The 24,297-nt window shown below is 66.7% G+C and carries 24 protein-coding genes, 2 tRNA genes, 1 other RNA gene and 2 pseudogenes; 25 read left to right on the top strand and 4 right to left on the bottom strand.

Going from position 1 to position 24,297, the window contains the following annotated elements; translation table 11 throughout:
* Positions 1–73 precede the first annotated feature (73 nt).
* The 16 genes and pseudogenes from hrcA (at position 74) to E6K76_02030 (ending at position 16,312) form a co-directional block, all read left to right on the top strand.
* Positions 74–1,102, top strand: a complete 1,029-nt coding sequence (gene hrcA / locus E6K76_02105; protein TMQ60447.1) for a heat-inducible transcription repressor HrcA — start codon at positions 74–76, stop codon at positions 1,100–1,102.
* A complete protein-coding gene (locus E6K76_02100; protein ID TMQ60446.1) occupies positions 1,099–1,746 on the top strand; it encodes a nucleotide exchange factor GrpE in 648 nt (215 codons plus the stop codon). Before hrcA ends, E6K76_02100 begins: the two co-directional genes overlap by 4 nt.
* Positions 1,743–2,885, top strand: coding sequence for a molecular chaperone DnaJ (gene dnaJ / locus E6K76_02095; GenBank protein TMQ60445.1), 1,143 nt, complete (start codon positions 1,743–1,745; stop codon positions 2,883–2,885). Before E6K76_02100 ends, dnaJ begins: the two co-directional genes overlap by 4 nt.
* Position 2,886: 1 nt before the next feature.
* Positions 2,887–3,618, top strand: coding sequence for a 16S rRNA (uracil(1498)-N(3))-methyltransferase (locus tag E6K76_02090; GenBank protein ID TMQ60444.1), 732 nt, complete (start codon positions 2,887–2,889; stop codon positions 3,616–3,618).
* Between the two features lie 131 nt (positions 3,619–3,749).
* Positions 3,750–3,941: a 30S ribosomal protein S21 gene (gene rpsU / locus E6K76_02085; protein TMQ60443.1), complete on the top strand. Its 192-nt coding sequence runs from the start codon at positions 3,750–3,752 to the stop codon at positions 3,939–3,941.
* A gap of 254 nt (positions 3,942–4,195) precedes the next feature.
* A complete protein-coding gene (locus tag E6K76_02080; GenBank protein ID TMQ60442.1) occupies positions 4,196–6,523 on the top strand; it encodes a hypothetical protein in 2,328 nt (775 codons plus the stop codon).
* 6 nt (positions 6,524–6,529) lie between these two features.
* Positions 6,530–8,365, top strand: a complete 1,836-nt coding sequence (locus E6K76_02075) for a DNA primase (GenBank protein TMQ60441.1) — start codon at positions 6,530–6,532, stop codon at positions 8,363–8,365.
* A 34-nt stretch (positions 8,366–8,399) separates the two neighbouring features.
* A pseudogene (locus E6K76_02070) lies at positions 8,400–8,621 on the top strand (hypothetical protein).
* Between the two features lie 30 nt (positions 8,622–8,651).
* Positions 8,652–10,204: pseudogene (locus tag E6K76_02065) on the top strand (sigma-70 family RNA polymerase sigma factor).
* Between the two features lie 42 nt (positions 10,205–10,246).
* Positions 10,247–10,320, top strand: a tRNA-Met gene (locus E6K76_02060).
* Positions 10,321–10,381: 61 nt separating this feature from the next.
* A tRNA-Val gene (locus E6K76_02055) sits at positions 10,382–10,457 on the top strand.
* Between the two features lie 92 nt (positions 10,458–10,549).
* A complete protein-coding gene (locus E6K76_02050) occupies positions 10,550–11,359 on the top strand; it encodes a hypothetical protein (GenBank protein TMQ60440.1) in 810 nt (269 codons plus the stop codon).
* A gap of 70 nt (positions 11,360–11,429) precedes the next feature.
* Entirely contained in the window at positions 11,430–13,139 is a 1,710-nt protein-coding gene (locus E6K76_02045; protein ID TMQ60439.1) for an ABC transporter ATP-binding protein, read from the top strand.
* Entirely contained in the window at positions 13,136–15,073 is a 1,938-nt protein-coding gene (locus tag E6K76_02040; GenBank protein ID TMQ60438.1) for an ABC transporter ATP-binding protein, read from the top strand. The genes E6K76_02045 and E6K76_02040 overlap by 4 nt, the downstream gene beginning before the upstream one ends.
* Positions 15,074–15,101: 28 nt before the next feature.
* Positions 15,102–15,500 carry a hypothetical protein gene (locus tag E6K76_02035; protein ID TMQ60437.1) on the top strand — a complete coding sequence of 133 codons (399 nt, stop codon included), beginning with the start codon at positions 15,102–15,104 and terminating at the stop codon, positions 15,498–15,500.
* Positions 15,497–16,312, top strand: a complete 816-nt coding sequence (locus E6K76_02030) for an inositol monophosphatase (protein ID TMQ60436.1) — start codon at positions 15,497–15,499, stop codon at positions 16,310–16,312. The genes E6K76_02035 and E6K76_02030 overlap by 4 nt, the downstream gene beginning before the upstream one ends.
* Here E6K76_02030 and E6K76_02025 read toward each other — a convergent pair.
* From E6K76_02025 to E6K76_02010, 4 genes are read right to left on the bottom strand one after another with little or no spacing between them, the layout of a single operon-like run.
* The gene (locus E6K76_02025) at positions 16,285–16,728 is read right to left on the bottom strand and encodes a hypothetical protein (GenBank protein TMQ60435.1); all 444 of its coding nucleotides are present in this window, start codon (positions 16,726–16,728) and stop codon (positions 16,285–16,287) included. The two genes, E6K76_02030 and E6K76_02025, sit on opposite strands and share 28 nt — an antisense overlap.
* Positions 16,725–17,681 carry a nitronate monooxygenase gene (locus E6K76_02020; protein ID TMQ60488.1) on the bottom strand — a complete coding sequence of 319 codons (957 nt, stop codon included), beginning with the start codon at positions 17,679–17,681 and terminating at the stop codon, positions 16,725–16,727. Before E6K76_02020 ends, E6K76_02025 begins: the two co-directional genes overlap by 4 nt.
* Before the next feature lie 37 nt (positions 17,682–17,718).
* Entirely contained in the window at positions 17,719–18,906 is a 1,188-nt protein-coding gene (gene aroC, locus E6K76_02015; protein TMQ60434.1) for a chorismate synthase, read from the bottom strand.
* The gene (locus E6K76_02010; protein TMQ60433.1) at positions 18,789–19,232 is read right to left on the bottom strand and encodes a hypothetical protein; all 444 of its coding nucleotides are present in this window, start codon (positions 19,230–19,232) and stop codon (positions 18,789–18,791) included. Before E6K76_02010 ends, aroC begins: the two co-directional genes overlap by 118 nt.
* Before the next feature lie 97 nt (positions 19,233–19,329).
* Here E6K76_02010 and E6K76_02005 point away from each other — a divergent pair, with 97 nt between their 5' ends.
* The 9 genes from E6K76_02005 (at position 19,330) to nuoK (ending at position 24,296) form a co-directional block, all read left to right on the top strand.
* Positions 19,330–19,731, top strand: coding sequence for a ribonuclease HI family protein (locus E6K76_02005; protein ID TMQ60432.1), 402 nt, complete (start codon positions 19,330–19,332; stop codon positions 19,729–19,731).
* Positions 19,732–19,774: 43 nt separating this feature from the next.
* An RNA gene (gene rnpB / locus E6K76_02000) (RNase P RNA component class A) lies at positions 19,775–20,138 on the top strand.
* Positions 20,139–20,220: 82 nt separating this feature from the next.
* A complete protein-coding gene (locus tag E6K76_01995) occupies positions 20,221–20,991 on the top strand; it encodes an MBL fold metallo-hydrolase (GenBank protein ID TMQ60431.1) in 771 nt (256 codons plus the stop codon).
* Between the two features lie 112 nt (positions 20,992–21,103).
* On the top strand, positions 21,104–21,481 hold the full coding sequence (locus E6K76_01990; GenBank protein TMQ60430.1) for an NADH-quinone oxidoreductase subunit A: 378 nt from the start codon (positions 21,104–21,106) through the stop codon (positions 21,479–21,481).
* Positions 21,482–21,498: 17 nt separating this feature from the next.
* Positions 21,499–22,002, top strand: coding sequence for an NADH-quinone oxidoreductase subunit C (locus E6K76_01985; GenBank protein TMQ60487.1), 504 nt, complete (start codon positions 21,499–21,501; stop codon positions 22,000–22,002).
* 4 nt (positions 22,003–22,006) lie between these two features.
* Positions 22,007–22,471, top strand: a complete 465-nt coding sequence (nuoE, locus tag E6K76_01980) for an NADH-quinone oxidoreductase subunit NuoE (protein TMQ60429.1) — start codon at positions 22,007–22,009, stop codon at positions 22,469–22,471.
* Positions 22,472–22,475: 4 nt separating this feature from the next.
* Positions 22,476–23,462 carry an NADH-quinone oxidoreductase subunit NuoH gene (gene nuoH, locus E6K76_01975; protein ID TMQ60428.1) on the top strand — a complete coding sequence of 329 codons (987 nt, stop codon included), beginning with the start codon at positions 22,476–22,478 and terminating at the stop codon, positions 23,460–23,462.
* Positions 23,368–23,982 carry an NADH-quinone oxidoreductase subunit J gene (locus tag E6K76_01970; GenBank protein TMQ60427.1) on the top strand — a complete coding sequence of 205 codons (615 nt, stop codon included), beginning with the start codon at positions 23,368–23,370 and terminating at the stop codon, positions 23,980–23,982. Before nuoH ends, E6K76_01970 begins: the two co-directional genes overlap by 95 nt.
* Complete coding sequence (nuoK, locus tag E6K76_01965; protein ID TMQ60426.1) at positions 23,982–24,296, top strand: NADH-quinone oxidoreductase subunit NuoK; 315 nt, start codon at positions 23,982–23,984, stop codon at positions 24,294–24,296. Before E6K76_01970 ends, nuoK begins: the two co-directional genes overlap by 1 nt.
* Position 24,297: the final 1 nt, after the last annotated feature.

Here is a 24,297-nt window from a genome sequence, read left to right as displayed (position 1 = left end):
CCAAAGCCCCAGGGCTGATAGCGTTCGGCCCGGGTTAGCACTTGACGTCTGCGAGTGCCAACCAACCCGACCTATGGTTAGGCCCGACCTGGACGAGCGGCATCGCCGGATCCTCAAATTCGTGGTAGAGAGCCACGTCATGAGGGCAGAGCCGGTCGGCTCGCAGTATGTCCGCATGGCGTACCACTTGAGCATCTCTCCAGCGACCATCCGAAACGCGATGAAACGCCTCGAGGCAGAAGGCCTCCTGGATCATCCGCACACATCGGCCGGCCGCGTACCCACCGAGACCGGCTATCGCTACTACGTCGATTCGCTGATCGAGCCCGAGCCGATCGCGCCGGCGACGAAACGCGCGCTGGACAAGGCTCTCGATCGCCGCGCTCCGGCCGCCGAAGACCTCCAAGGGCTCGCGACCCGAGTCCTGGCGAAGAGCTCGGGACAGCTCGCGATGGTGGCCGTGCGGCCGTGGGTGGAGCTGCCGATCGTCCAGAGCCTCGATCTGGTCGCGCTCGAGGAGGGGGTGATCCTTCTCGCGCTCGGGGAGCGCGGCGAGCGCGTTTCCTCCACGACCTGGCGGCCGTCCGGGGGGGGCGACGCGGCGACCCTCCGGCTCGCGGTGCGATGGATCGCCGAGCGTTTGCCCATTCGGGACCCCGCCGCATGCGCGGCGGTGGCCCGCGCCGCGCGCGAGGAAGCACCCGCGCCCGCGGCGCCGCTGATCGTCGACGCGCTCCGCCGAACGTGCAAGTTGCTCGAGACGCTGAGACGCCCCGAGGTCCGCATCGGGGGCGCCGAGAACATCGCCTCGCAGCCGGAGTTTCAGTCCGCAGATCGCCTCCGCGGCCTCGTGGCGCTGCTCGCCGAGCCGGAGCCTTTGACGCGCGCCCTGGGCGCCTTCACGGGTACCGGAGGCGCCCGGGTGACGATCGGCCGCGAGCTGGGGGAGGGGCCGATGCGGGCCTGCTCGCTCGTCGGCACCGGGATCGCGTCGAGCCGGCTCCACGGATCGTTGGGCGTGCTGGGGCCGGTCCGCATGCCGTATCCTAGACTCCTTTCGCTCGTATCCTACGTGGGGGACCGGCTCGCGGATTTCGCATGAATCGGAAAAAGGATCAGACACCCGAGCACCCGGACGTCGAGATCGCGCCGGAGGGGCGCGCGAAGGCCCCCGAGACAGGGACGCCCGCGGCGGCCGAGGGGCCGAGGCCAGCGCTCGTGGAGGATCCCGCGCGGCTCTTCGCCGAGCTCGAGCGCGCGCGCGCGCGGGAAGACGAGCTGATGCGCGCGCTCGCCGAGCTCACCAACATGAACCGTCGCCGCAAGCAGGACATGGAGACGGCCGTCCTCGCGGCGCGGGAATCGTGGCTCCGCGGCATCCTCCCGGTCCTCGATGACATCGACCGGTCGCTCGAGGCATCCAAAGATCGCGAAGGGGATCCTTTTCGCTCCGGCGTCCTCCTGATCCGCGACCGTCTCTGGCAAACGCTCGAGAAGGAGGGGGTGGAGGAGATCCGGGCGTTGGGGGAGCGGTTCGATCCCGAGCTTCACGACGCGAAGGCGCAACGGCCGAGCGGAAGCCATCCGCTCGGCACGGTGCTCGAGGTGCTGGTTCCGGGATACCTCTTCAAAGGACGCGTGCTGCGCCACGCCCAGGTCGTCGTTGCGGGATCGCCCGCGCCCAACCGGTCCGCGCAAGGAATGGAAGGGAACGCGGCGCCGGGCGCCGGGGAGGTTGAGTTCTGACGACGCGCCGGGATTATTACGAGATCTTGGGCGTTCCCCGTACGGCGACGGACGACGAGCTCAAGAAGGCCTACCGGCAGCTCGCGATGAAATTCCACCCGGACCGAAATCCAGGCGATAAGAAGGCCGAAGAGAGCTTCAAGGAGGTCGCCGAGGCGTACGAAGTCCTCCACGATCCCGAAAAGCGCGCGCGCTACGACCGGTTCGGACACGCCGCGGGCGCCCCCGCCGGCGGGGGAGGGGCCGAGTTCGAAGGCTTCGACCTCGCGGACGCCCTGCGCGCGTTCATGCGCGACTTCGGAGGTATGGGGGGCGGGTTCGGGGAGGTATTCGAGTCGCAGATGGGCGGGCGGCGCGCCGGCCCGAGCGAGCGCCGCGGGCGGAACCTTGAAATCCGCCTTCCACTCACGCTGGAGGAGATCGCCACCGGCGTGGAGAAGCGGATCAAGATCCGTCGCATGGGAACCTGCGCGGTGTGCGGCGGCACCGGGGCGAAGGCGGGCACCTCGAAGCGCACGTGCCCCGTCTGCGGCGGCTCGGGCCAGGTCCGCGCCGTGCAAAGGTCGCTCTTCGGCCAGCTCATCAGCGTGACCACGTGCGACCGATGCCAAGGCGAGGGAGCGGTGATCGAGGATCCGTGCCCCACGTGCTCCGGCGAAGGGCGCGTCCGGGTTCAAGAAGAGATCACGATCCGCGTGCCGCCCGGTGTGATGACCGGAAACTACATCCCGCTTCGGAGGCTGGGCGACGCGGGGGTCCGCGGCGGGCCGGCGGGGGATCTCATCGCCCACATCGAGGAAATCGAGCATCCGGTTTTCGCGCGGGACGGCGAGGACCTCATCGTCGAGGTCCCGATCAGCATTGCCCGCGCGGCGCTCGGCGGAAAAATCGAAGTGCCCACGCTCGGGGGCAGGGCCAAGGTGGATATCCCGCAGGGGATCCAGTCGGGTCAGGTGCTTCGGTTGCGCGGCAAGGGTCTCAAGAGCCTCAAGCGCGCCGGCTCGGGCGACCTCCTCGTCCAGGTGACCGTCCACACCCCGACCAAGCCCTCGGAGCGCGGCAGGAAGCTCTTCATGGAATTGGAGGAGCTGCCCGAAGCCAAGGTTCCGCCACCGCACCGTCCGCGGAACGGCGGCTGAATTGGTCGAGCGCCGGCGCCCGGACACCCTGTTCTGGGTGGACCCGGCCTCCGTCGGGTCGGATCGCTTGAAGCTGAGCCCCGAGGAATCGCACCACCTCCTCCACGTACATCGCGCCAAAGCCGGGACGCCGTTTCAGGCGATCGACGGGGAAGGCTCCTACTTCGAGTGTGTGCTCGAGTCGACCGAGCGTCGCGCCGCCATTGGCAGGATCGTGGGACGCCGTGAGGGAGTGGGCGAGCTCGCGCGCACCATCGTGGCCTTGGTGGGCCTGCCGGCCTCGGGCGATGTCGAGCAGGTCGTGGCGCACGGCGTTCCGCTCGGGGTGAGCGCCTTCGACTTCGTCGTCTGCGAGCGGAGCGGGCGGGGGGCCCTCAAAGCGCAGCGCCTCTCGCGGCTCGGCCGGATCGCCCGGGCCGGGCTCAAGCAATCCCTCCGGACCCGGCTTCCCGAGATCCGCTCGTCCGGCTCCCTCGGCGAGGCCCTGAGGCATCTGCCATCGGGGCTCCGCTTCGCCGCCGATCCCGAAGGGGGGGAACCGGCCATGGCCCTCGTGAGAAGCTCGGAAGATCCTGTCACGCTGGCGGTTGGGCCTCCGGGGGGATTTGCCAGCGAGGAGCGCCGATTGCTCCAGGCCGAGCATTTTTCAGTTATCTCATTAGGTCCTAGCAGGTTAACCACCGAGACCGCGGCGTTGGCCCTCATTAGCTTGGCGCGGAACTCACTGCGATGATGGGAGTTAGCTTTGTGTTGACAGACCCTCCCGCTCGGGGTATCTTGATTAGTGTTAGGCGTATGCTGCCCACCTAGGCAGTAACGGAGGACCAAGCGGACCCAAACCAGGGTTAGGAGGCGATTCATAGGATGCCCGGCATCAGGGTAAAGGAAGGTGAATCCTTCGAGAGTGCCCTTCGCCGGTTCAAGAAGAAGTGCGAGAAGGCAGGAGTTCTCGCCGATTTGCGACGTCACCAGCACTTCGAGAAACCGAGCGAGCGGAGGAAGCGCAAGCTGAACGCCGCCAAGAGAAAGATGATGGCCCGGATGAAAGCGGAGTAGCGCTCCGGACATCGGCAGCAACGCGGGAGATCGGCGGGGGCCGGTTTCCCGCTTACCCACTTGGGCCGAAGCTTCGTCACCGACACCGCACTTCCGGACGAACAGACATCACAAACTCTCGTACGCGCGAGCCCTCGGGGTGCCCGGTTCCCTTGGAATCCGGCCCTCCGAGTCACGCGCAACAAGTTCTGGAGTTCCCCGCCGTCCTCGAGACGATAGCGGGGCGGACCCGCTCGGCCCCCGGACGGGAGCGTGTGCTCGCGATCCGGTGCCAGGCGCGGCTGGACGACGCGCGCCGAGACCAGGAGCTTTACGGCGATTTGATCTCGCTTATAGGGACAGGGGATGAGCCCCCCGCCGGCGCGCCGCCCGACGTGAGGTCCCTCCTCGAGCAGCTGGAAACCGAAGGTGCCCTCCTCAGCGGGGAGGAGCTATGGCAACTGCGCCTCCTTCTCGACCAGACGGGCTTCGCGCACGCATGGCTCCGAAAAAACCGCAGGGACACGCCGGGGCTTTCGAGGCTCCTGGGTGAGCTCACGCCGCTTCCGGCGCTCCATCGCGAGCTGGGCCGGACGCTCGAGCCCTCCGGCGACGTGCGGGACGACGCGAGCCCTGACCTGGCCAGGATCCGGCGCTCGATTCACACGCTGCGCCAGCATCTCGCGCTGAAGCTCGAGTCGATCCTGCGTGGCCTCGGAATCGCCGAGAGCTTCGTCACGCTGCGGGATGGCCGGTACGCGATCGCGGTGCCTGCTTCCCAGAGGCGCCAGGTCCCGGGCGTGGCGCTCGGCTATTCGGGAAGCGGCACCTCCGTGTTCCTCGAGCCGCGTGAGGCCGCGGAGGCGAATAGCCAGCTCGCCGACCTCTTCATGGACGAGCTGGGCGAGGTGAACCGCGTGCTGCGCGAGCTGAGCGCCCTCGCGCGGCGCGACCGTGAGGGGCTCGCGCGGGACCTGGCATGCCTCGCGCGGCTGGACGCGGCGCAGGCGGTTTCGGCGTGGGCGGAGGCTCAAGGGGGCGTCTTGCCCGCGCTCACCGACGATCGGTCCTTGAGGCTCCGGGGGGCGCGGCATCCAATCCTGGTCGAGCGTCACGCGCGCGGCGAGATGGAGTCGGCGCCGGTGCCGCTCGATTTGGAGCTGGACCGCGGGTCCCCGCTCCTCCTCGTGACCGGGCCGAATATGGGAGGAAAGACGGTCGCGCTCAAGACGGTCGGGCTCTCGGCGCTGCTCGCGATGGCGGGGCTGCCGATTCCCGCCGCCACGGGAACGACCGTCCCCTGGTTCGACCACGTGGTCTGCGACATCGGGGACGAGCAGTCCCTTCTGGAGGACGTGAGCACCTTCCTCTCGCACCTCCGCCGGGTGGCCGAGGCGATCTCGCTCGCGACCCCCCAGAGCCTCGTGCTCCTGGATGAGCTGGGATCGGGAACCGATCCGACCGAGGGCGCCGCGCTGGGGCAGGCGATCCTCGAGCGGCTCCTCGAGCGGAAGACCTTGTGTCTGGCCACGACGCACCATGGCGCCCTGAAGTCCTTCGCGCAGGAGACCGCCGGCGTGAGGAACGCCTCCATGGCCTTCGACGAGGAGACCCTCAAGCCGAGGTTCACGCTCATCCTCGGCGTTCCGGGGAGGAGCCGCGCGATCCAGGTGGCGGAGCGATTCGGCATGGACCGCGCTGTGCTCGAGCGCGCGCGGGACCTTCTGCCGCGCGGCGAGCGCGATCTGGGCGTCTTGATCGAGGAGCTGGGACGCCTCAAAGCGGAAGTTGCCCGCGAGCGGGAGGAGCTTTCGCAAACGCGCCTCCGCCTCGCGGAGCGTGAAGGGGAGCTCAAGACAGCGCTCTCGAAGCTCGAATCGGAGCGGCGTGAGCGCAAGCAGGCCGAGCTCCAAGCGAGGCGAGACCTGCTCCGGAAGCTCGAGAGCCAGATCGACGACTACCGAAGGAAGCTCCGCGCGGATCGGCGCGCGAGCTCGGAGACGCTGGAGGAAGCGCGCGGGCTCGCGCGCCGGGTTTCCGAATCGATCGACGCCGAGACGGAATGGGCGCCCGCGTCCGACCGCGGCGTCCCGGTCCAGCGGGTTCGCGAGGGGGACAGGGTCTATGTGCCCGCGCTCCAGGCGGAAGGGGTTGTGCTTTCCAGCCCGGATCAGGATGGACGCGTCCGGGTGAAGGTGGGCGGCGCGACGGCGGTGCTCCCGATCGGAACCCTTCGCCGGGACGCGGGTGAGGCCGAGGAACGGCCGGGAGGTGCGCCGGCCGCGGCCGGCGGCGCGAATCGCCTCGGCGGCGCGGGGGCGGCAAAGCCTCCGCTCCGGCAGGAGATCGAAATCCCGGATGTCCCGCGGGAGATCGACGTGCGCGGCTTCGAGCCGGACGATGCGATCCGCGCGGTCGAGGTGTTTCTTGAGAACGCGATCATGGGCGGCGTCGACAGCGCCCGGATCATCCACGGCAAGGGAAAAGGAATCCTGAGAGAGAGAATGAAGCGCTGGCTCAAGGATCAGCCGACCGTGAAGGAGTTTCGCCTCGGCGAGCTTCGTGAGGGAGGGACCGGGGTCACGATCGTGGTCCTCGGGTAAGGGCCCATGACCATGCGGATCGGCGAGGAGGTGCGCGAGCGGATTCGGGACGCGACCGACATCGTCCAGCTCATCGGCGAGCGGGTCGAGCTGCGCCGCTCCGGGCGCTCGTTCAAGGGTCTCTGTCCGTTCCACACCGAGAAGACCCCGTCCTTCACCGTGACGCCGGACCGCCAGATCTGGCACTGCTTCGGCTGTAGCCGCGGAGGCGACGTATTCGCGTTCGTGATGGAAACCGACAAGGTCACGTTTCCCGAGGCGCTCCGTCTGCTCGCGGACCGCGCCGGGATCGAGCTGCCGAAGCAGGAGCGGGTCCCGGGCGAGGAGATCTTCGACCGTCTCTATCAGGCGAACGCCCTGGCGCGCGACTTCTTCCGCGCGAGCCTCCAGGCGGGGGGCGCGGCGAGGGCGCGGGCGTATCTTGCGGGCCGCGGGTTCGAGGACCCCTGGCTCACGCGGTTCGAGATCGGCTGGGCGCCGGAGGGCTGGGACGGGCTGCTGACGGCGCTCTCGAAGCTCCTCCCCACGGGCGTGATGGAGCAGGCCGGGCTCATCGTGCGCCGAGGGGACGGCAGCGGGCACTACGACCGGTTCCGGAACCGGATCCTTTTTCCGGTCGCAACCGGCGCCGGGAAGATCGCGGGCTTCGGCGCGAGGGCCATCGTCGAGGAGGACACGCCGAAGTATCTCAATTCGCCCGAGACACCGGTCTTTCGCAAAGGAAGGCTTCTCTACGGGCTTCCGGTCGCGCGGCAGAGCATCCGCGAGCGCAGGGAGGCGATCGTTTCGGAGGGATATCTCGACGTGATCCGGCTCCACGCGAGCGGCTTCACGAACGCGGTCTCGACATGCGGGACCGCGCTCACGCCCGACCAGGCGCGGCTCCTGGCGCGGCTTCAGGTCGACGTGCTCCTCCTCTACGACGGCGACGACGCGGGGGTGCGCGCGGCGGACCGGGGCCTGGATCCGCTGCTCCAGGCGGGGGTGAACGTGCGCGTGCTCCTCTTGCCGGGGGGCGAGGACCCCGATTCCTTCCTCCGGAAGGAGGGGGCGGGCGCGCTCAAGGAGCGCCTGGAGTCGGCGCTCGATGTTCCGAGCTTCCTCGCGGGATCGAAGCTGGCGGGGGAGGATGAAGGGAATCCCAGTCTGGAATTGAGGGTACGAAGATTCGTGGGGCTCCTGGACCGCATCGACGATCCAATCCGACGCAGGCTCCTGCTCCGGCGCGGGGCGGAGGTCTTCGGCCTCGAAGAGGCGGTGCTCATGGAAGCGGTCCAGAGGCGGTCCGGGGGCCGGGGGAAGGGCCCGAAGCCCCGTCGCGAGGCTCCCTTACCCGGATACGCGGGGTCCCCAGCGTCAGCCGGCGTCGCCTCCCCGGCCGATGGGGCGGCGTCCGCTCCAACAGACCCGATCGAGCGGGAGCTGGCGGGGCGCGTCCTGACCGAGGAGGGCGCCTTCGCGGAGGTCTTCGACCAGGGTGGAGCGATCTGTTTTCGGAGTGAATCGCTGCGGGACCTCTTGAATCCGTGGTTCGGGGAGACACGCCTCCCGCGTCAGGACGAGCTTAGGGAGCTACTGTCCGGGAGCCCGCTTACGCGCTCCCTCCTGGCCGAGCTGCCGCACGAGCCGGGCAGGACCGTCGAGGAGTCGCGCCGGGAGGCCCGGGACCTGATCCAGCGTCTGGAGGAGCGCCGATTGAAGGCGAGCATCCAGGTGCTCGACCAGGCGATCCGCGAGGCCGAGCGGAGCCGGGACGAGGGGTCGCTGGGAAGGCTTATCGCCGAACGGCGCGATCTTGCATCGAAACTTCATATGCGGAGCGGCCATTCCGCGATCCACTAAGGGACCGGGGCAGACCGGAAGGAGAGTCGAACGAATGAAGCGTGCGAAGACGGACCGTCTCCTGGAGCTGAAGGGGCTGGCTGGCAAGCAGCAGTACCTGCTCCACGACCAGATCGAGGCGTTCTTGGATGAGAGCGCCTCGGTGGAGGACATGGACGAGGTCTACATCGCGCTCAACGATCTCAAGGTCGACGTGTTCGACAGCCACGAGGAGGCGCAGCAGAAGCTCAAGCTGAAGCGCCGCGAGGAGAAGCGGCCGCAGGAGAAGCAGCTGGTCCAACACCCGATGCGGTACGACGACCCGGTGCGCATGTACCTGCGCGAGATGGGGCGCGTCCCCCTCCTCGACCGCGAGGGAGAGGTCGAGATCGCGAAGCGGATCAAGGCGGGCGAGCGCCAGATTTGCACCGCGCTCTTCCGCTCGACCCCGATCATCCGGGAGCTTCTCGCGAAGGGCACCCAGCTCAAGCAGGGGAAGATGCGGGTCGAGGATTTCCTCCAGATCGACTTCGGCAACTGGAACCCCGAGTACTCGCCCAAGCGCGAGCGGGCCCGCGCCCTCAAGGCGATGGAACGGGTCCGGCAGCTCAACGGGAAGCTCGTGAAGCTGAAGGAGAAGTCGACCGCCCGCGCCTCCGAGGAGAAGCGCCGGACGCATTTCGACAAGGTGCGCTTGGCCGAAGAGGAGCTCTTGCGCGATCTCTACGCGCTCAACTTCAATGCGAGGTTGATCGAGCGGCTCGCCACGCGCATGAAGCAGCTCGCGCTGGACGTGCGCGAAGCGGAATCCGAGGTGACGCAGCTCGAGCGCCGCCACGACAGGAGCGCCGAGGGGCTCCACGCGCTCTTGAAGCGCGCCCGGAAGAGCCGAAAGGATCTGAAGCAGGTCGAGAAGGAGACCCGGCTCACCATGCCGGACCTGCTCGAGTTCGAGCGCGCCGTGAAGAGCGTGCGCCGCAAGGTCCGCAAGGTCGAGATCGACGGTAAGATGACCCGCGAGCAAGTCCGCGAGGTCAACACCGAGATCCGCTCGGGGGAGATCGCGCGCGACAAGGCGAAGCGCGAGATGATCGAAGCGAACGTGCGGCTCGTGATCTCGATCGCAAAGCGCTACACGAACCGCGGGCTCGAGTTCCTGGACTTGATCCAGGAGGGGAATTCGGGCCTGATGCGCGCGGTCGACAAGTTCGACTACCGGAAAGGATACAAGTTCTCGACCTACGCCACATGGTGGATCCGTCAGGCCATCACCCGCGCGATCGCAGACCAGGCGCGCACCATCCGCGTGCCGGTGCACATGATCGAGGCGATCAACAAGGTCGTGCGCACGTCGCGGCGGCTGGTCCAGGAGCTGGGCCGGGAGCCCACACCGGAGGAGGTGGCCGACAAGCTTCAGCTCCCGGTGGACAAGATCAAGAGCGTGCTCAAGGCGGCGCAGGAGCCGATCTCGCTGGATCGCCCGATCGGCGAGGACGACGATTCGAACCTCGGCGATTTCATCGAGGACACGAGCGTCGTCTCCCCCGCGCAGGCCGCCGCCTTCTCGATGCTGAAGGACGAAGTGAACGAGGTGCTCGAGACCTTGAGCAAGCGCGAAGCCAAGGTGATCCGTTTGCGGTTCGGGCTCACGGACGACGGGTGCCCGCGGACCTTGGAGGAGGTCGGGGCCACCTTCAACGTCACGCGCGAGCGGATCCGCCAGATCGAAGCCAAGGCACTCCGGAAGCTCCGCCATCCGACGCGGAGCCGGAGGCTCAAAGGCTACGTGGAGATGATGTGACCGACGCGGGCGGCGCGCGCGCCTTGGGCGGCTTGACCGGGCCGGAATCCGGATGCTAGCCTGCTCGGCTCGGGTCCGTTGCGACGAGGCCGATCTTCTTCGGGCCCATAGCTCAGTTGGTGAGAGCGCCCGGCTCATAACCGGGTGGTCCTTGGTTCAAGTCCAAGTGGGCCCATTTGCCCCGTTTCCCCAGCATCACGCGGAGAAGGGACCCTCGTACTTGGTTTCGATCGCACGGGCGGTTAGCTCAGCTGGGAGAGCGCTGGTATCACAAGCCAGAGGTCACAGGTTCAATCCCTGTACCGCCCACCATCGCGGCGCGAGGGGGCCGGGCGCAATGCGGAACGCGGCGGGTCGGGACGCGAAGCCCCGGCCCGGGCGAAACCACATCGGCCGAGCCCCGGATGGTCCAACGGGGAGTGCGCTCCGGCGTGCTCCCCGTTTTTTATTGGGGGGAGGGCCCGCGGGCGGGCATCCTTTCGTCGGGAGGGCTCGGCGTGCTCCCTGAGCTCACGGCGCTTCTCGAAGTGCAGCGCTACGACGCGCGCCTGATGGAGGCGCAGCGCAAACGCGACGAGATCCCGAGGCGTCGCGAGGCGCTGCGGGCGGCGCTCGAGCGGGCGAAAGCCTCGCACGAGCGCGCCAGGAAGGAGCTGGAGCGCGTACGCCTCGAGCGCAGGGGGCAGGAGAAGGAGATCGAGGTCGTGCAGAACGAGGGCGCAAAGCTCGAGCGCCAGCTCCTCGATGTGAAAACCAACAAGGAATACCAGGCCATGCTGCACGAGATCGAGCTTCTGAAGTCCAAGCGGTCCGACCGTGAGACCCTGGTTCTGGAATATTTCGAGCGAGAGGAAACTCTGGCGGCGCAGGTCAAGCACGAGGAGCAGCGGATCGCGGAGGAAGAGCACAAGCTCAAGGCGGGGGAAGCGGAGCTGGAACGAGAGGCTGCGACGCTCGACCAGACCATCCACTCGCTTCGGGCGGACCGGGACCAGGTTCGGCCCAGCATCCCCACGCCGCTCCTCGCCCGCTACGACCGTCTTGCCGGCTCGCGGAACGGCATCGCGGTCGCCGAGGTGCGCAAGGGCGCGTGCGGCGCGTGCTTCACCGCGCTGACCCCTCAGGCCATGCAGGAGGTCCGCCGCAACGACGCCGTGCTCCAGTGCGAGTCGTGCGGGCGGATCCTGATCTGGACCGAGGGAAGCGTCACGTAGCGGGGGTGATGATCCGATCGGAGCCTTAAGACACCTTTTCCCCTACCTTAAGCGCCACCGCGTATCCCTCTTGCTGGGTGGCATCGCCGTCCTCGCCACCAACCTGTTCCAGGTGTGGTCTCCGTGGATCGTCCGCCAGGCGGTGGACCACCTCCAGCACGGCACGGCCCGCGCCACGTTGATGCGCGACGCGGGGCTGATCCTTCTCGCGGTCGCGCTGCAGGGGCTCTTCCTGTTCCTGATGCGGATGACCCTGATCCGCTCCTCCCGCCAGATGGAGTATGAGCTTCGGAACGACCTCTACGACCACATGCAGCGGCTCCACGCAGGCTTCTACCGCCGGACGCGCGTGGGGGATCTCTTGTCGCGCACGACGAACGATTTGGACGCGGTGAGGAATTTCTTGGGCCCCGGCATCATGTATTTCGCCAACACCGTGGTGACCTTTTGCTTCGCGGTCACGCTCATGTGCCGGATCGACGTGAGGCTCACGCTGATCTCGCTGATTCCCCTTCCCCTTCTCTCGCTCACCGTCGCGCGGCTGGGCGCCACGATCCATCGCTACTATGAGGCGATTCAGGATCGATTCGGGAGACTCACCGCCAAGGCGCAGGAGACGCTGGCCGGGATTCGCGTCGTGAAGGCATACGTCGAAGAGGAAGGGGAGTACGACGCGTTCCGCGCGATCCACGAGGATTACACGGAGCAGAACCGCAAGATGATCCAGCTCTGGTCGATGATGGGGCCCATGATGGGGCTCCTCGGCGGGATCGCCAACGCGGTCGTGCTCTGGATCGGCGGGAGCGCCGTCGTCTCGGGACGGATTTCGCTCGGGGACCTCGTGGCGTTTCAGATCTATTTGATGATGCTGCTGTGGCCGATGATCTCCCTCGGGTGGGTGTCGAACCTGTTCCAGCGCGGGGAGGCTTCGATGGCGCGGATCCGGGCGATCCTCGAGGAGCCGATCGAGCTGGACCTGGATTGGGGGGGTGCCGAGCGCGCGACTGCTCGGTCTCGGGCTCCGAACTACATCGCGATCGAGCTGCGCGATGTCGGGTTCAAATACCCGGGATCCGACCGGTACGTCCTCCGTGGTCTCGATCTCGCCGTCCGGCCGGGGGAGCGCCTGGCGATCGTGGGGCGCACGGGAGCGGGGAAGAGCACCCTGCTCGCTCTGCTCGCGCGGCTCTACGACCCCGATGAGGGCACAATCCTGGTATGCGGGCGGGACGCGCGGGAATGGTCCCACGCGGAGTTGCGCCGAGTGTTCGGCATCGTGCCACAAGAAAGCTTCCTCTTCTCCGACACCATCCGGGCGAACGTCGCGTTCGGATTCGACGACTCCGGCGCGGCCCCGAGCCCCGACGGTCCGGTGGCTCGCGCCGGGCTCGCGCGGGACCTCGAGCAGTTCTCGCGCGGGCTCGATACGATCATCGGCGAGCGCGGGATCACCCTCTCCGGTGGGCAAAAGCAGCGTGTCGCGCTGGCCCGGGCCCTGGCGCTCGAGCGCCCGGTGCTCCTCCTCGACGACGCCTTCGCGAGCGTCGATCCCGGAACGGAAGAGGAAATCCTGGATGCGCTCTTCGAGCACCCCTCCCGGCCGACCCTACTCCTCGCGACCCACCGGCGTTCCGCGCTCCTCCGCGTCGATCGCATCGTGGTGCTCGATGAGGGGAACATCGTGGACAGCGGAACCCACGCGGAGCTGATCCATCGCGGCGGGCTCTACGCCGATCTCTACCATAGGGAAGAGGTCGTCGAGGAGCTGGAGACCCTATGAGCGGTCCCTGGGAATCTTCCGTTCACGACGAAGAAACCGTAGGCGCTGTCTATGACCATGGGCTCGCGAAGCGCCTGGTCCGCTATCTTCGTCCCTACCGCAAGGAGATCTTCATCTCGGTCGCGCTCCTCTTGGCGATCTCCCTGCTGGAGGTGGCGGGGCCCTACATCACCAAGGTCGCCATCGATACCTACGTACGCCCGCTCCACGGCGCAGGCCCCGTGCCGGAGGTTGCGATCCGCGGGCTCATCGTGCTCTCGCTCCTCTACGTCGGCGTTCTGGTCGTGGCCTTTGCGCTGCGGTACTGGCAGACCTACACCATGTCGATGGTCGGCCAGCGGGCCATGCAGGATTTGAGGCTCGAGATCTTCCGCCACGTGGAGACCCTGACCCCGAGCTACTTCGACACCCGTCCGGTCGGGCGCATCCTCACCCGGGTGACGCAGGACGTCTCGGTGTTGAGCGAACTTTTCGCCCAGGGCGTGGTCGCGGTGATCGGGGACGTCTTCCTCCTCGCGGGGATCATCGGCGCGATGCTCCTCATGAACTGGAGGCTCGCGCTCATCACCTTCGCGACGATCCCGCTGCTCGTCATCGCCACGGCGGTGTTCCGGGCCAAGGTGCGCGTGAGCTATCGGCGCGTGCGCACGCGGCTCGCGCGCATCAACGCGTATCTCCAAGAACACCTGCAAGGGGTGGAGGTGGTGAAGCTCTTCAACGTGGAGGCGAAGGAGTTCCGGGGATTCGACCGGGCCAACAAGGATCACCTGACGGCGCATCTGCAGAACCTCTTCTACTACGCGGTCTTCTTCCCGACCGTGGAGTTCATCGGCGCGATCGCGCTCGCGCTGATCGTCTGGTTCGGCGGGCTGGGGATCCTCGAGGGTGCGGTAACGTTTGGAGTGGTCGTGGCTTTCTTACAGTACTCGGAGCGTTTCTACCAGCCGGTCCGCGACCTGAGCGAGAAGTACAACGTCTTCCAGTCGGCGATGGTCGCGTCCGAGCGGATCTTCGATCTGCTGGACACGAAGCCGGCCGTCCCCGAGCCCGCCCGCCCGGTCCCGGTCGAGCGCTTGCGCGGCGGAGTGGAGTTCGATCGCGTCTGGTTCGCGTACAGGGACGACGACTTCGTGCTGCGGGACATCTCCTTCCGGATCGCCCCCGGGGAGAAGGTGGCGCTGGTCGGCGCGACCGGAGCCGGGAAAAGCTCGATCGCGAATTTGTTGACGCGGTTCTACGAATTCCAGCGGGGATCGATACGCCTGGACGGACGCGATATCCGCGAAATCGGGGGACGCGCGTTGCGGCGGCAGATCGGGCTCGTCCTGCAGGACGTGTTCCTGTTCGCGGGCTCGGTGCGGGAGAACTTGCGGTTCGGGGCGCGGGAACGCGATCGCGGCGAGGCGGAGCGCGCCCTGCAGGAGATCGGCGGCGGCCGGATGCTGGGGCGGCTGCCGCGCGGGCTCGAGGAAGAGGTCGGCGAGCGGGGCGTCTATTTCTCGATGGGGGAGCGCCAGCTCTTGGCCTTCGCCCGGGCGCTCCACTATGACCCCAGCCTCCTGATCCTGGACGAGGCGACCTCCAGCGTGGACGTGGAAACCGAGCGGGTGATTCAGTCGGCCTTGCGCCGCTTGTTGGAAGGGCGAACATCGTTGGTGATCGCGCACCGGCTGAGCACGATCTTGGACGCGGACCGCATTCTGGTGATGCATAGAGGCGAGCTGCGCGAGCAGGGAACGCACGCGGAGCTTCTCGCGCGCGGTGGAATCTACGCGCGATTGTACGAGCTTCAGTACAGCAGGCAACCCGAAGGAGCCCCGGAGGCTCCGCGAAAAGCGGCGCGGCTCGACGGCGGGACTCCCGCCCTCGACGAGGCGCCCATCGCCGGAGGGGGCAGGACCTCGGACGGCGCGGGGGAAGGCGCGTCGGCATGAGCGGGCGGGGATTGTGGAGGCGGCCCGCATGAACGGGGAGGGCGTTCCCGGAATTCCCTCCGAGTCTGGGGATCCGCCGCCACCCTGGTCCATGCGGACCTACGTCGTCTCGTTTCTCTACCGGGGCGCCTACCATCCTGCCGACCCCGCCAAAGCCGAAGAGCTGCAGCGCGCGCACCTGGCACACATTTCCCGGCTGCTCCGGGAGCGCAAAGCGATCGCGGTCGGCCCCTTTCTCGACGACACCGATCTACGCGGGTTCTGCATTTTCGACTCGGAATCCGTGGAGGAAGTCCGCGCCATCTGCCTCACCGATCCTGGCGTCCGCGCCGGGGCGTTCCGCGTCGAGGTCCATCCCTGGTATGGCCCCAAAGGGATCACGTTTGTTCCGCCGCGTCCGCCGGCCGAGAGCGGCATCTCGGAATGACGTCGAGATTCGAGCGCGAGCTGTCCGTCGCGGAGCGGGTCGCGCGCGAAGCGGGCGCGCTCCTGAAGGAACACTTCGGCAAGCTCCAGGAAATCGAATACAAGGGCCGGATCGATCTCGTCACCGAGATGGACCGCCGTTCCGAGGATCTGATCGTGAGCCGGCTGCGCTCGGCCTTTCCCGGGGACGACATCTGGGCAGAGGAGGGAGGCGGTGGGCGCAGCGGCGCCGAGCGCGTGTGGATCGTGGATCCGATCGACGGCACGACGAACTACGCCCACGAGTATCCGGTCTTCGCGGTATCCATCGCGTTGCAGATTGTCGGCCGGTTGGTGGTCGGAGTGGTCCACAACCCGCTACTGGACGACATGTACGCCGCTCGCCACGGCGGTGGGGCGACCCTGAACGGGCGTCAGCGCCGGGTCACCGAGGTCGATACGCTGGAGCGCGCGCTGTTGGCGACAGGCTTTGCGTACGACGTTTCAACCGAGGACGATCCCGAGAAAAACAACCTCGGCCCGTTCTCGAGGTTCATCCGCCGAGCACAGGCGGTGCGCCGCGCCGGGTCCGCGTCGCTTGCGATCGCGAAGGTGGGCGTGGGCCGTACGGATGGATTCTGGGAGGGCGGCCTTCACGCGTGGGACATGGCGGCCGCGATGGTCGTCGTAGAGGAAGGGGGTGGGCGGGTCAGCGACTACTCGGGCGCCTCGCCGGCTCTTGAGGGACGCCAGCTTGTAGCGACCAACGGCAGGCTCCACGCCGTGATGCTTGAGGTGCTTGAGCCTCAGCCCCGGACGAAGCCGAGCAGGTAGCCGGCGTCCGAGGAATTCAAGGCGCGCTCCAGGTACTCGGATCGAATCCGCTCCATCATGGCCTCTGCGGCGTCCGGGGAGAGGTGATTCTTCGTGCGCACCCAGGCGGTCAGGACTTTGATCTCCTGCTTCGTTCGGCCGGAGATCAGAGCGGGATCCGACCTGGACTTTGCTTCCCACGCGGCGGCGCATGCGAGGTGCAGCAGGTTGTCGGAGGACTCCGGATTCCGCTCGCGGACGAACTGGGCGAGCATTCGCAGCGCGCCCGCGAGCGCTGTGTAGTTCTCCGGCGCGTTGGGATCCTGCTTGATCGCTCCCTGGGCGCGGCGTGCCGCGTCGATATGATCGGTCGCGGGTCCGCCTTGCCGAGTGGAGGTCTTGCCCGGGGCTTTCGTCTTCACGATTTTCGTCTTCATGTCTGGAATCTCCGGATACGTTCAAGGTTCCGCTCGAACTCCTCGACGAACCGCCGCACGACTTCCGCGGCGGGGGGGATGTCGCGGATCAATCCACTCGACTGCCCCGCCTCCATCTCGCCCTCTCCCACGTCCCCTTCGAGGATTCCCCGCCGGGAGTGCGAACGGCCGTATACCTGCTCCAGTTCCTCCCGCGTGGCGCCGGCAGCCTCCGCCTCGCGGACCCGCTCCACCCACGGATTCTTGATCGCGCGAACTGGCGCGATGCGTTTTGCAAATAGCACGGTTGCCGCGTCGTTGGCGGCGGCAACTGCTTCCTTGTACATCGGGTGTGAAGACGACTCTAGTGTGCACGCAAAGCGTGTGCCCACGGAAATGCCTTCGGCGCCGAGGGCCATCGCGGCCAAAAAGCCTCGTCCATCCGCGATCCCGCCCGCCGCCGCCACGGGAACCGACAGCGCGTCGACGAGCTGGGGGATCAACGCGAGCGTCGTGATCTCGTCCACGCCGTTGTGGCCGCCGGCTTCGAAGCCTTCGCCCACGACGATGTGGGCGCCTGCATCCTGAGCCTTCTTCCCGTGCTTCACGCTGGGGACCACGTGAATCCATGTGACGTCCGCGGCTTGGATGCGCGCCGCCAGCAGCGCGGGGTTCCCGGCGCTCGAGATGATCACGTCGATCCCCTCGCCGAGCGCGATTTCCAGTAACTCGCCCGCATCGCTCCGCAGCAACGGGATATTCACCGCGATCTGCTTCTTCGTGAGCGCCCGGGCTTTCTGAATCTGCGACCGCAGCAGATCCTGCTTCATCCCGGCGGAGCCGATCGTGCCCAGGATGTCGGCCTCGGCGCACGCGACGGCGAGCTTGTAGCCGGCCGCCCAAATCATGCCTGCTTGGAGGATCGGGTAGCGGATGTGGAGGATGTCGGTGACGCGGGTACGGACGGTATCGATCACGCGGGCTTCCGGATCGGGTGGCCGCGCCCGCCCTTCACCTGCCTGCCTTCGGCCGCCACGATTCGATCGCGCGCTGGCGCAGCAGCGCGTCCGCGAGGGTGAGGCAGGTCATCGCCTCGGCGACGGGCACGACGCGGGGGCACAGACAAGGATCGTGGCGGCCCTGGATCGCGAACTCGCGCTCCTCGCCGTGCACGTCCACGGTCTTCTGCCTGATCGCGATGGAGGAGGGAGGCTTGACCGCGATCCGCGCCACGATCGGCTCGCCCGTCGAGATGCCTCCCAGAATTCCGCCCGCGTAATTCGTCGCGAACCCATCGCGGGTCATACGGTCGTTCATTTCCGAGCCGCGCTTCCTGGCGGCGGCGAAGCCCTCGCCGATCTCGAAGCCCTTTATCGCGCCGATCGACATCAACCCCCACGCGAGGGAAGCGTCCAGCTTGTCCATCACCGGGTCGCCCAGGCCCGCGGGAACCCCGGAGGCCAGGATTTCCACGACGCCGCCCAGTGAATCGCCGGCCTCCCGCGCCGTCGCGATGGCGCGCTCCATCTCCGGGGCTTTCGTTCGGTCGGGGCAGCGCACCGGGTTCTGCTCCGCGAACTCCAGCTCGCGCGCGCCCGCCACCACCTCGCCGACCTGCACGGTGTAGGCCTGCACCCGGGCCCCGGCCCCTTCCAGCACGGCCCGCGCCACGGCGCCGGCGGCGACACGGCCGACCGTCTCCCGGCCCGAGGACCGCCCGCTCCCGCGGTAGTCGCGCACGCCGTACTTCTGCCAATAGGTGTAGTCGGCGTGCCCAGGGCGGAAGACATCCTTCAAGCTCGCATAATCCTGCGGCCGCGCGTCCACGCTCCGGACCACGAGCGCGATCGTGGCGCCCGTCGTCACCCCCTCGAAAACGCCCGACAGGATCTCCACGCGGTCCGGCTCTTGGCGTTGCGTCGTGATCGCGCTTTGGCCGGGGCGTCTACGATCCAGGTCCCGCTGCACCAGCTCCGCGCTGACAGAGATCCCGGGCGGGCAGCCGTCCAGGATCACGCCCACCGCGGGGCCGTGGCTCTCACCAAACGTCGTGATCGTGAGAAGTTTTCCGAACGTACTGCTCACTTCTTCTTCGCCCGCGGCTTGGAGTCCGCCTGGATCATTCTGTCCGCGACCCGATACGTCCGCTCCCGCCACGCTTGGTGCCGCCGCGCCATGCGCTCGAGGTTCCAGAGCCATGTCGGGCGGATGTGCTTGCGGGCGTCCTTCACGATCGGCTCCATCTTCTTCCAGATCACGATGTCTTCACCGTGCGTGTCGAAGAAGAGCTCCTCGTTCAGGAGGCCCCGGTTCACGAACGCGGCGACCATCTCCCAGTACGAGGTGGCCATGCGAAGATGACGGTCCACCTCGTCGCCGGTCAGGTAGTGCCGGCGGACTTCCTCCCAGCTCTTGGCCGCGAACTCGGAAAGCATGTACGCGCGCGCGCGGCGCAGCTCGGGGTCGCGCCTCAGCTCGTAGAGATGGAGGATCAGGGCAACGTCTTCGGAACTCGGACGCGGCATCGATTGGCCCTTTCCGGAGAATGACAGTGGCTGGTCCGCCATTCTCGCCCGGGCGAGCGGCGTTGTCAAACCGGGGTGGAACCTATAGGCTGCGTGCATGCGATACATCGTGCACACGGACGGAGCGGCCAGGGGAAACCCCGGTCCGGCGGCGATCGGGGTCGTCATCGAGGATGATCGGGGGCGCACGGTCTACGAAGCGAGCCGTGCGCTCGGCATGAAGACCAACAACGAGGCGGAATACCTGGCCCTGATCGCGGCCCTCGAATACCTGAAAGACGCGCGCGCCAGCGAAGCGGAATTCCTCCTCGACAGCGAGTTGGTCGTTCGGCAGCTGAGCGGGGAATACAAGGTGAAGGAGCCGAGGCTCCAGTCTCTTCACGGGCAGGTCGTCATGCTCCTGAATGCGGTGCCGAAGCATACCATCCGCCACGTCCGGCGCGAGCAGAACGCCCGCGCGGACGAGCTCGCGAACGAGGCCTTGGACGCGGTAGGATAAGGGCGTTACCCTATCTTCAGCGTAACAGGCAGGAGGTGATGTCCGGAGTGCCACAGGCGACCGCGGGCCGCGTTCGCGCGGCCTGAGGAAAGTCCGAGCTCCACAGGGCAAGGTGCTGGGTAACCCCCAGCGGGAGCGATCCCAGGGAAAGTGCCACAGAAAATAAACCGCCTCGGGCGAAAGCCCGCGGTAAGGGTGAAACGGTGCGGTAAGAGCGCACCAGCGGAGGCGGTGACGCCTCCGGCTCGGTAAACCCCACCTGGAGAAAGACCAAATAGGGGAGAAGAGGCGGCCCGCCTCACTCGACTCCCGGGTAGGTTGCTTGAGGCGTCCGGTAACGGGCGTCCCAGAGAAATGGTCGCCACGGAGAAATCCGACAGAACTCGGCTTATGAGGCACTCCGGCATCGTTTCCATTCCACGCGTAGAGATCGGACCGTACAAGGTCCGCTTCGTTTCGGGCGGCCGATTCCGCCTGGACGGCGGCGCCATGTTCGGCGTCGTCCCTAAGGTGCTCTGGAACAAGGTCGCTCCCGCCGACGAGAGAAATCGAATCCGCCTCGCGATGAACTGTCTCCTTATCGAAGGGGACGGCAAGCACGTGCTGGTGGATACCGGCGTCGGCACGAAGAACGATCCGAAGTTTCGCGACATCTTCGCCGTGGAGCGCCCCGAGTCGCTGCTCGAGGATCTCGCGGCGCTGGGTATCAAGCCCGAGGACGTCACCACTGTCGCGACCACCCACCTCCACTTCGACCACTGCGGCGGGGGAACTACGCGAGGCGAGGACGGCGCGGTGCGCCCGACCTTCCCGCGCGCCCATTACCTCGTGCGGCGCCAGGAGTGGGAGTCCGCACATCCGCCGAACGAGCGAAATCGTGCGTCGTATCTCTCGGAGAACTACGATCCGATCGAGAAGGCGGGGCAGCTGGTGCTCCACGACAAGGACATCGAGATCCTGCCCGGCGTAACCCTCAGGGGATTGCCGGGGCACACGGTCGGGCACCAGGGCGTGTTCTTCGACGTCGCCGGCACGCGCGCGCTCTACACGGTCGATCTCGTTCCGACGATCGCGCACCTGCCGCTGCCGTACATCATGGGATTCGACACGCACCCCCTCACGACGCTCGAGACGAAACGCGCGATCCTACGGGACGCGACACGCGAAGGCTGGCTCTTCCTCCTGGAGCACGATCCGGATCACCTCGTGGTCCGCGTCGCGGGCCCCGCGGAACGCCCCACGTTCGAGAAAGTGGCTTGACAGCGGAGCCCCCAAGTTTTTATCCTGCCGTACTTAGCACCTTTTTTCACGAAGTCGGGGAGGTTGGGAGGCGGTAGGTCCGGGCCTCGATTTCGCGCTCCGGGGAATCACGATGAATCAAGTCGATCCCAACTCGACCACGGCCTTCATACCCATCCTCATGATGCTGATCGTGGGGATCGGCTTCGCCGTCTTCACGCTCGTCGCGTCCCATTTCCTGGGCACCCGGGTGAACGATCCGGCCAAGCTGAGCCCCTACGAGTGCGGCATCACGCCGACCGGGACGGCGCGGGAGCGCTTCCACACCCGTTTCTATCTGGTCGCCATGCTCTTCATCGTGTTCGACATCGAAACGGTCTTCCTCTACCCGTGGGCGATCGTCTTCAGGCAGCTCCGGATCTTCGGCCTGATCGAGATGGGGGTGTTCGTGGGGATTCTGCTCCTGGGCCTGGTCTACGTCTGGGGGAAAGGCGCGCTCGAGTGGGATTGACGCCCCATCCCGAAGACCTGTCCCCGCTGGGCCCGGTCGAGTCCTCGATCGTCGCAATTCTCAAAGCGCGGTTCGCGGGCGCCTACCGTTCGGAGCAGCTGTTCCGGGGTCAGCTCTCGGTCCGGCTGGATACGAGCGCCTTCCCGGATGTGCTCCGGCTCCTTCGCACCGACCCCCATCTTCTCTACGAATACCTTACCGACATCACGGCGGTGGATCGACACACCCACCGCGAACCCGGCGAGCCGCGTTTCGAGGTCGTCTACATCCTCTATTCGCCGACCTTGAGCCGCCGCATCCTGGTCAAGACCTGGGTGGAAGAAGGCGGAAGCGTCCCGACGGCCACGACGGTGTGGCGCGGCGCGAACTTCATGGAGCGCGAGGTCTACGACATGTTCGGGGTGATCTTCTCGGGCCATCCGAATCTGGAGAGGATCCTGACGCCGGAAGGCTGGCTCGGCCATCCCCTCCGCAAGGATTTCCCGACGCAGTCCGCGCAGTTCCCGGTCGTGGAGGGTTGACCCCGTGCTGTCGCCGGAGGCGCGCCAGAGGATCGAGTCGCTCAAAGCGGTCTATGAGACCCACCAATCCGCGCTCATCCCCGCGCTTCACGTTGCCCAGGAAGACCAGGGCTGGCTGAGCGAAGAGACGCAGCGCGAGGTGGCCTCGATCCTGGGGCTCACGGCTCAGGCGGTCCGCCAGGTCGTCACCTTCTACACCATGTTCCAGCAGAAGCCGGTCGGCCGCCATCTCATCCAGGTGTGCCGGAATCTTTCCTGCTCGCTTCTCGGCGGACAGAGACTCCAGAAGCAGATCCAGGACAAGCTCGGCTTGGAGGACGGCGAGACCACTCAGGACGGACGCTTCACGTACGTCTCCGTCGAATGCCTCGGCTCGTGCGGCACCGCGCCGGTACTCATGGTGAACGACCGGTACTACGAAAACGTCACGCCTCAACAAGTCGATCGGCTTCTGGAAGAGCTGAAGTAGCCACGTGGACGCCGCGTTCCTGATCGCATCGGCGGTCAAGGTCTTGATTGTCCTGGGATTCGTGTTGATCGCGGTTCCCTTCATCGTGTGGATGGAGCGGAAGGTGATCGGCCACATGCAGGACCGAATCGGGCCCCAGCGCGTGGGGCCGTTCGGGCTTTTGCAGACGATCGCCGACGGCATCAAGCTCTTCTTCAAGGAGGACATCATCCCCGGCCAGGCGGACCGGGTCGTTTTCTTCCTCGCGCCGGCGCTCTCCGTGATCACCGCCTTTGTGGCGCTGAGCGTCGTGCCCTTTGGCGACAAGGTCACGGTGTTCGGTCGTGAGGTGCCTCTCCACATCGCCGACGTGAACGTCGCGATCCTCTGGGTCCTGGGAACGACCTCGATGGGCGTGTACGGAATCGTGCTCGGCGGCTGGGCCTCGAACAGCAAGTACCCCCTCCTGGGGGGGCTTCGTTCCTCGGCGCAAATGATCTCCTACGAGCTGGCTCAGGGCATCTCGCTCGTGGGCGTGATCCTCATGACCGGGACGCTCAGCCTTGCGGGGATCGTGCGGCAGCAGGAGCACATGTGGTTCATCGTGCCGCAGTTCTTCGCGTTCGTGATCTTCCTCCTCTGCGGCATCGCCGAGACGAACCGCGCACCGTTCGACCTGCCGGAGGCGGAAACCGAGCTGGTGGCCGGCTTTCACACCGAGTTCTCGTCGATGAAGTTCGCGCTCTACTTCCTCGCGGAGTACGCGAACATGATGGTGGTCTCGGCGGTCGCGATCTCCGTTTTCTTCGGTGGATGGCACGGACCGATCCTTCCACCCGTGGTCTGGTTTCTGATCAAGCTCTCGCTGTTCCTTTTCTTCTTCGTGTGGCTGCGAGCGACGTTCCCCCGCCTTCGCTATGACCAGCTCATGGCCTTCGGGTGGAAGGTCCTTCTGCCGTTATCGCTCCTCAATCTCGCGGTCACGGCGGTCGTCGTGGCGCTCACGGGATAAGGCGGCCATGGTCGAGGCGATCCTCTTCACGCTTTTCTCCCTGTCGGCGGTGGCGTTCTCGCTCGGGATGGTTTTTCGGAGAAATGCGGTTCATTGCGCGCTCCACCTGGTCGGCGTGCTTCTCTCCCTCTCCGGGATGTTCGTTCTGCTCCACGCCCAGTTCATCGCCGCGATCCAAATCCTCGTGTACGCGGGCGCGATCATGGTCCTCTTCCTCTTCGTGGTCATGCTCCTGAACGTGAGAGGGGAGAGCCCCCTGCTCACCCCGGGCGCGGCCAAAGGGTTCGGGTTTTTCTTCGCGTTCATCGCGTTCGTGGAGCTGCTCTGGATCGTCCTGTCGCGAGGCGGCTCGGAGGGACTTCCCGAGGCGGTGGCCGCCTTGTCTCCGGGCTTCGGATCGCCGGCGGAGATCGGACGAATCCTCTACACCACGTGGCTGTTCCCGTTCGAGGTGACTTCGATCCTGCTCATGATTGCGGTCGTCGGGGCCGTGGTCCTCGCGAAGCGGAAGTTCGCCTGATGGATCCGAACGGCGTTCCTACCGAGTATTACCAGCTCGTCGCGGCCCTTCTGTTCACGATCGGGATCGTCGGAGTGTTGGTTCGCCGGAACGCGCTCATCATCTTCATGTCGATCGAGCTGATGTTGAACGCGGTGAACCTGAGCTTCGTCGCCTTCTCGAGGCAGTACGGCCAGATGGACGGGCAGATCTTCGTCTTCTTCGTGATGGCGGTCGCCGCGGCGGAAGTGGTGGTCGGCCTCGCGATCCTGGTCGCCATTTTCCGAAATCGTGAGACCGCGAGCGTGGACGATGTCCACCTCCTGAAAGGATAGC

The organism is Candidatus Eisenbacteria bacterium (genome assembly GCA_005893275.1).
Lineage (GTDB): Bacteria > Eisenbacteria > RBG-16-71-46 > SZUA-252 > SZUA-252 > WS-7.
Note: the sequence above shows the minus strand (reverse complement) of the source record. Positions and strands in the feature narration are given on the sequence as shown.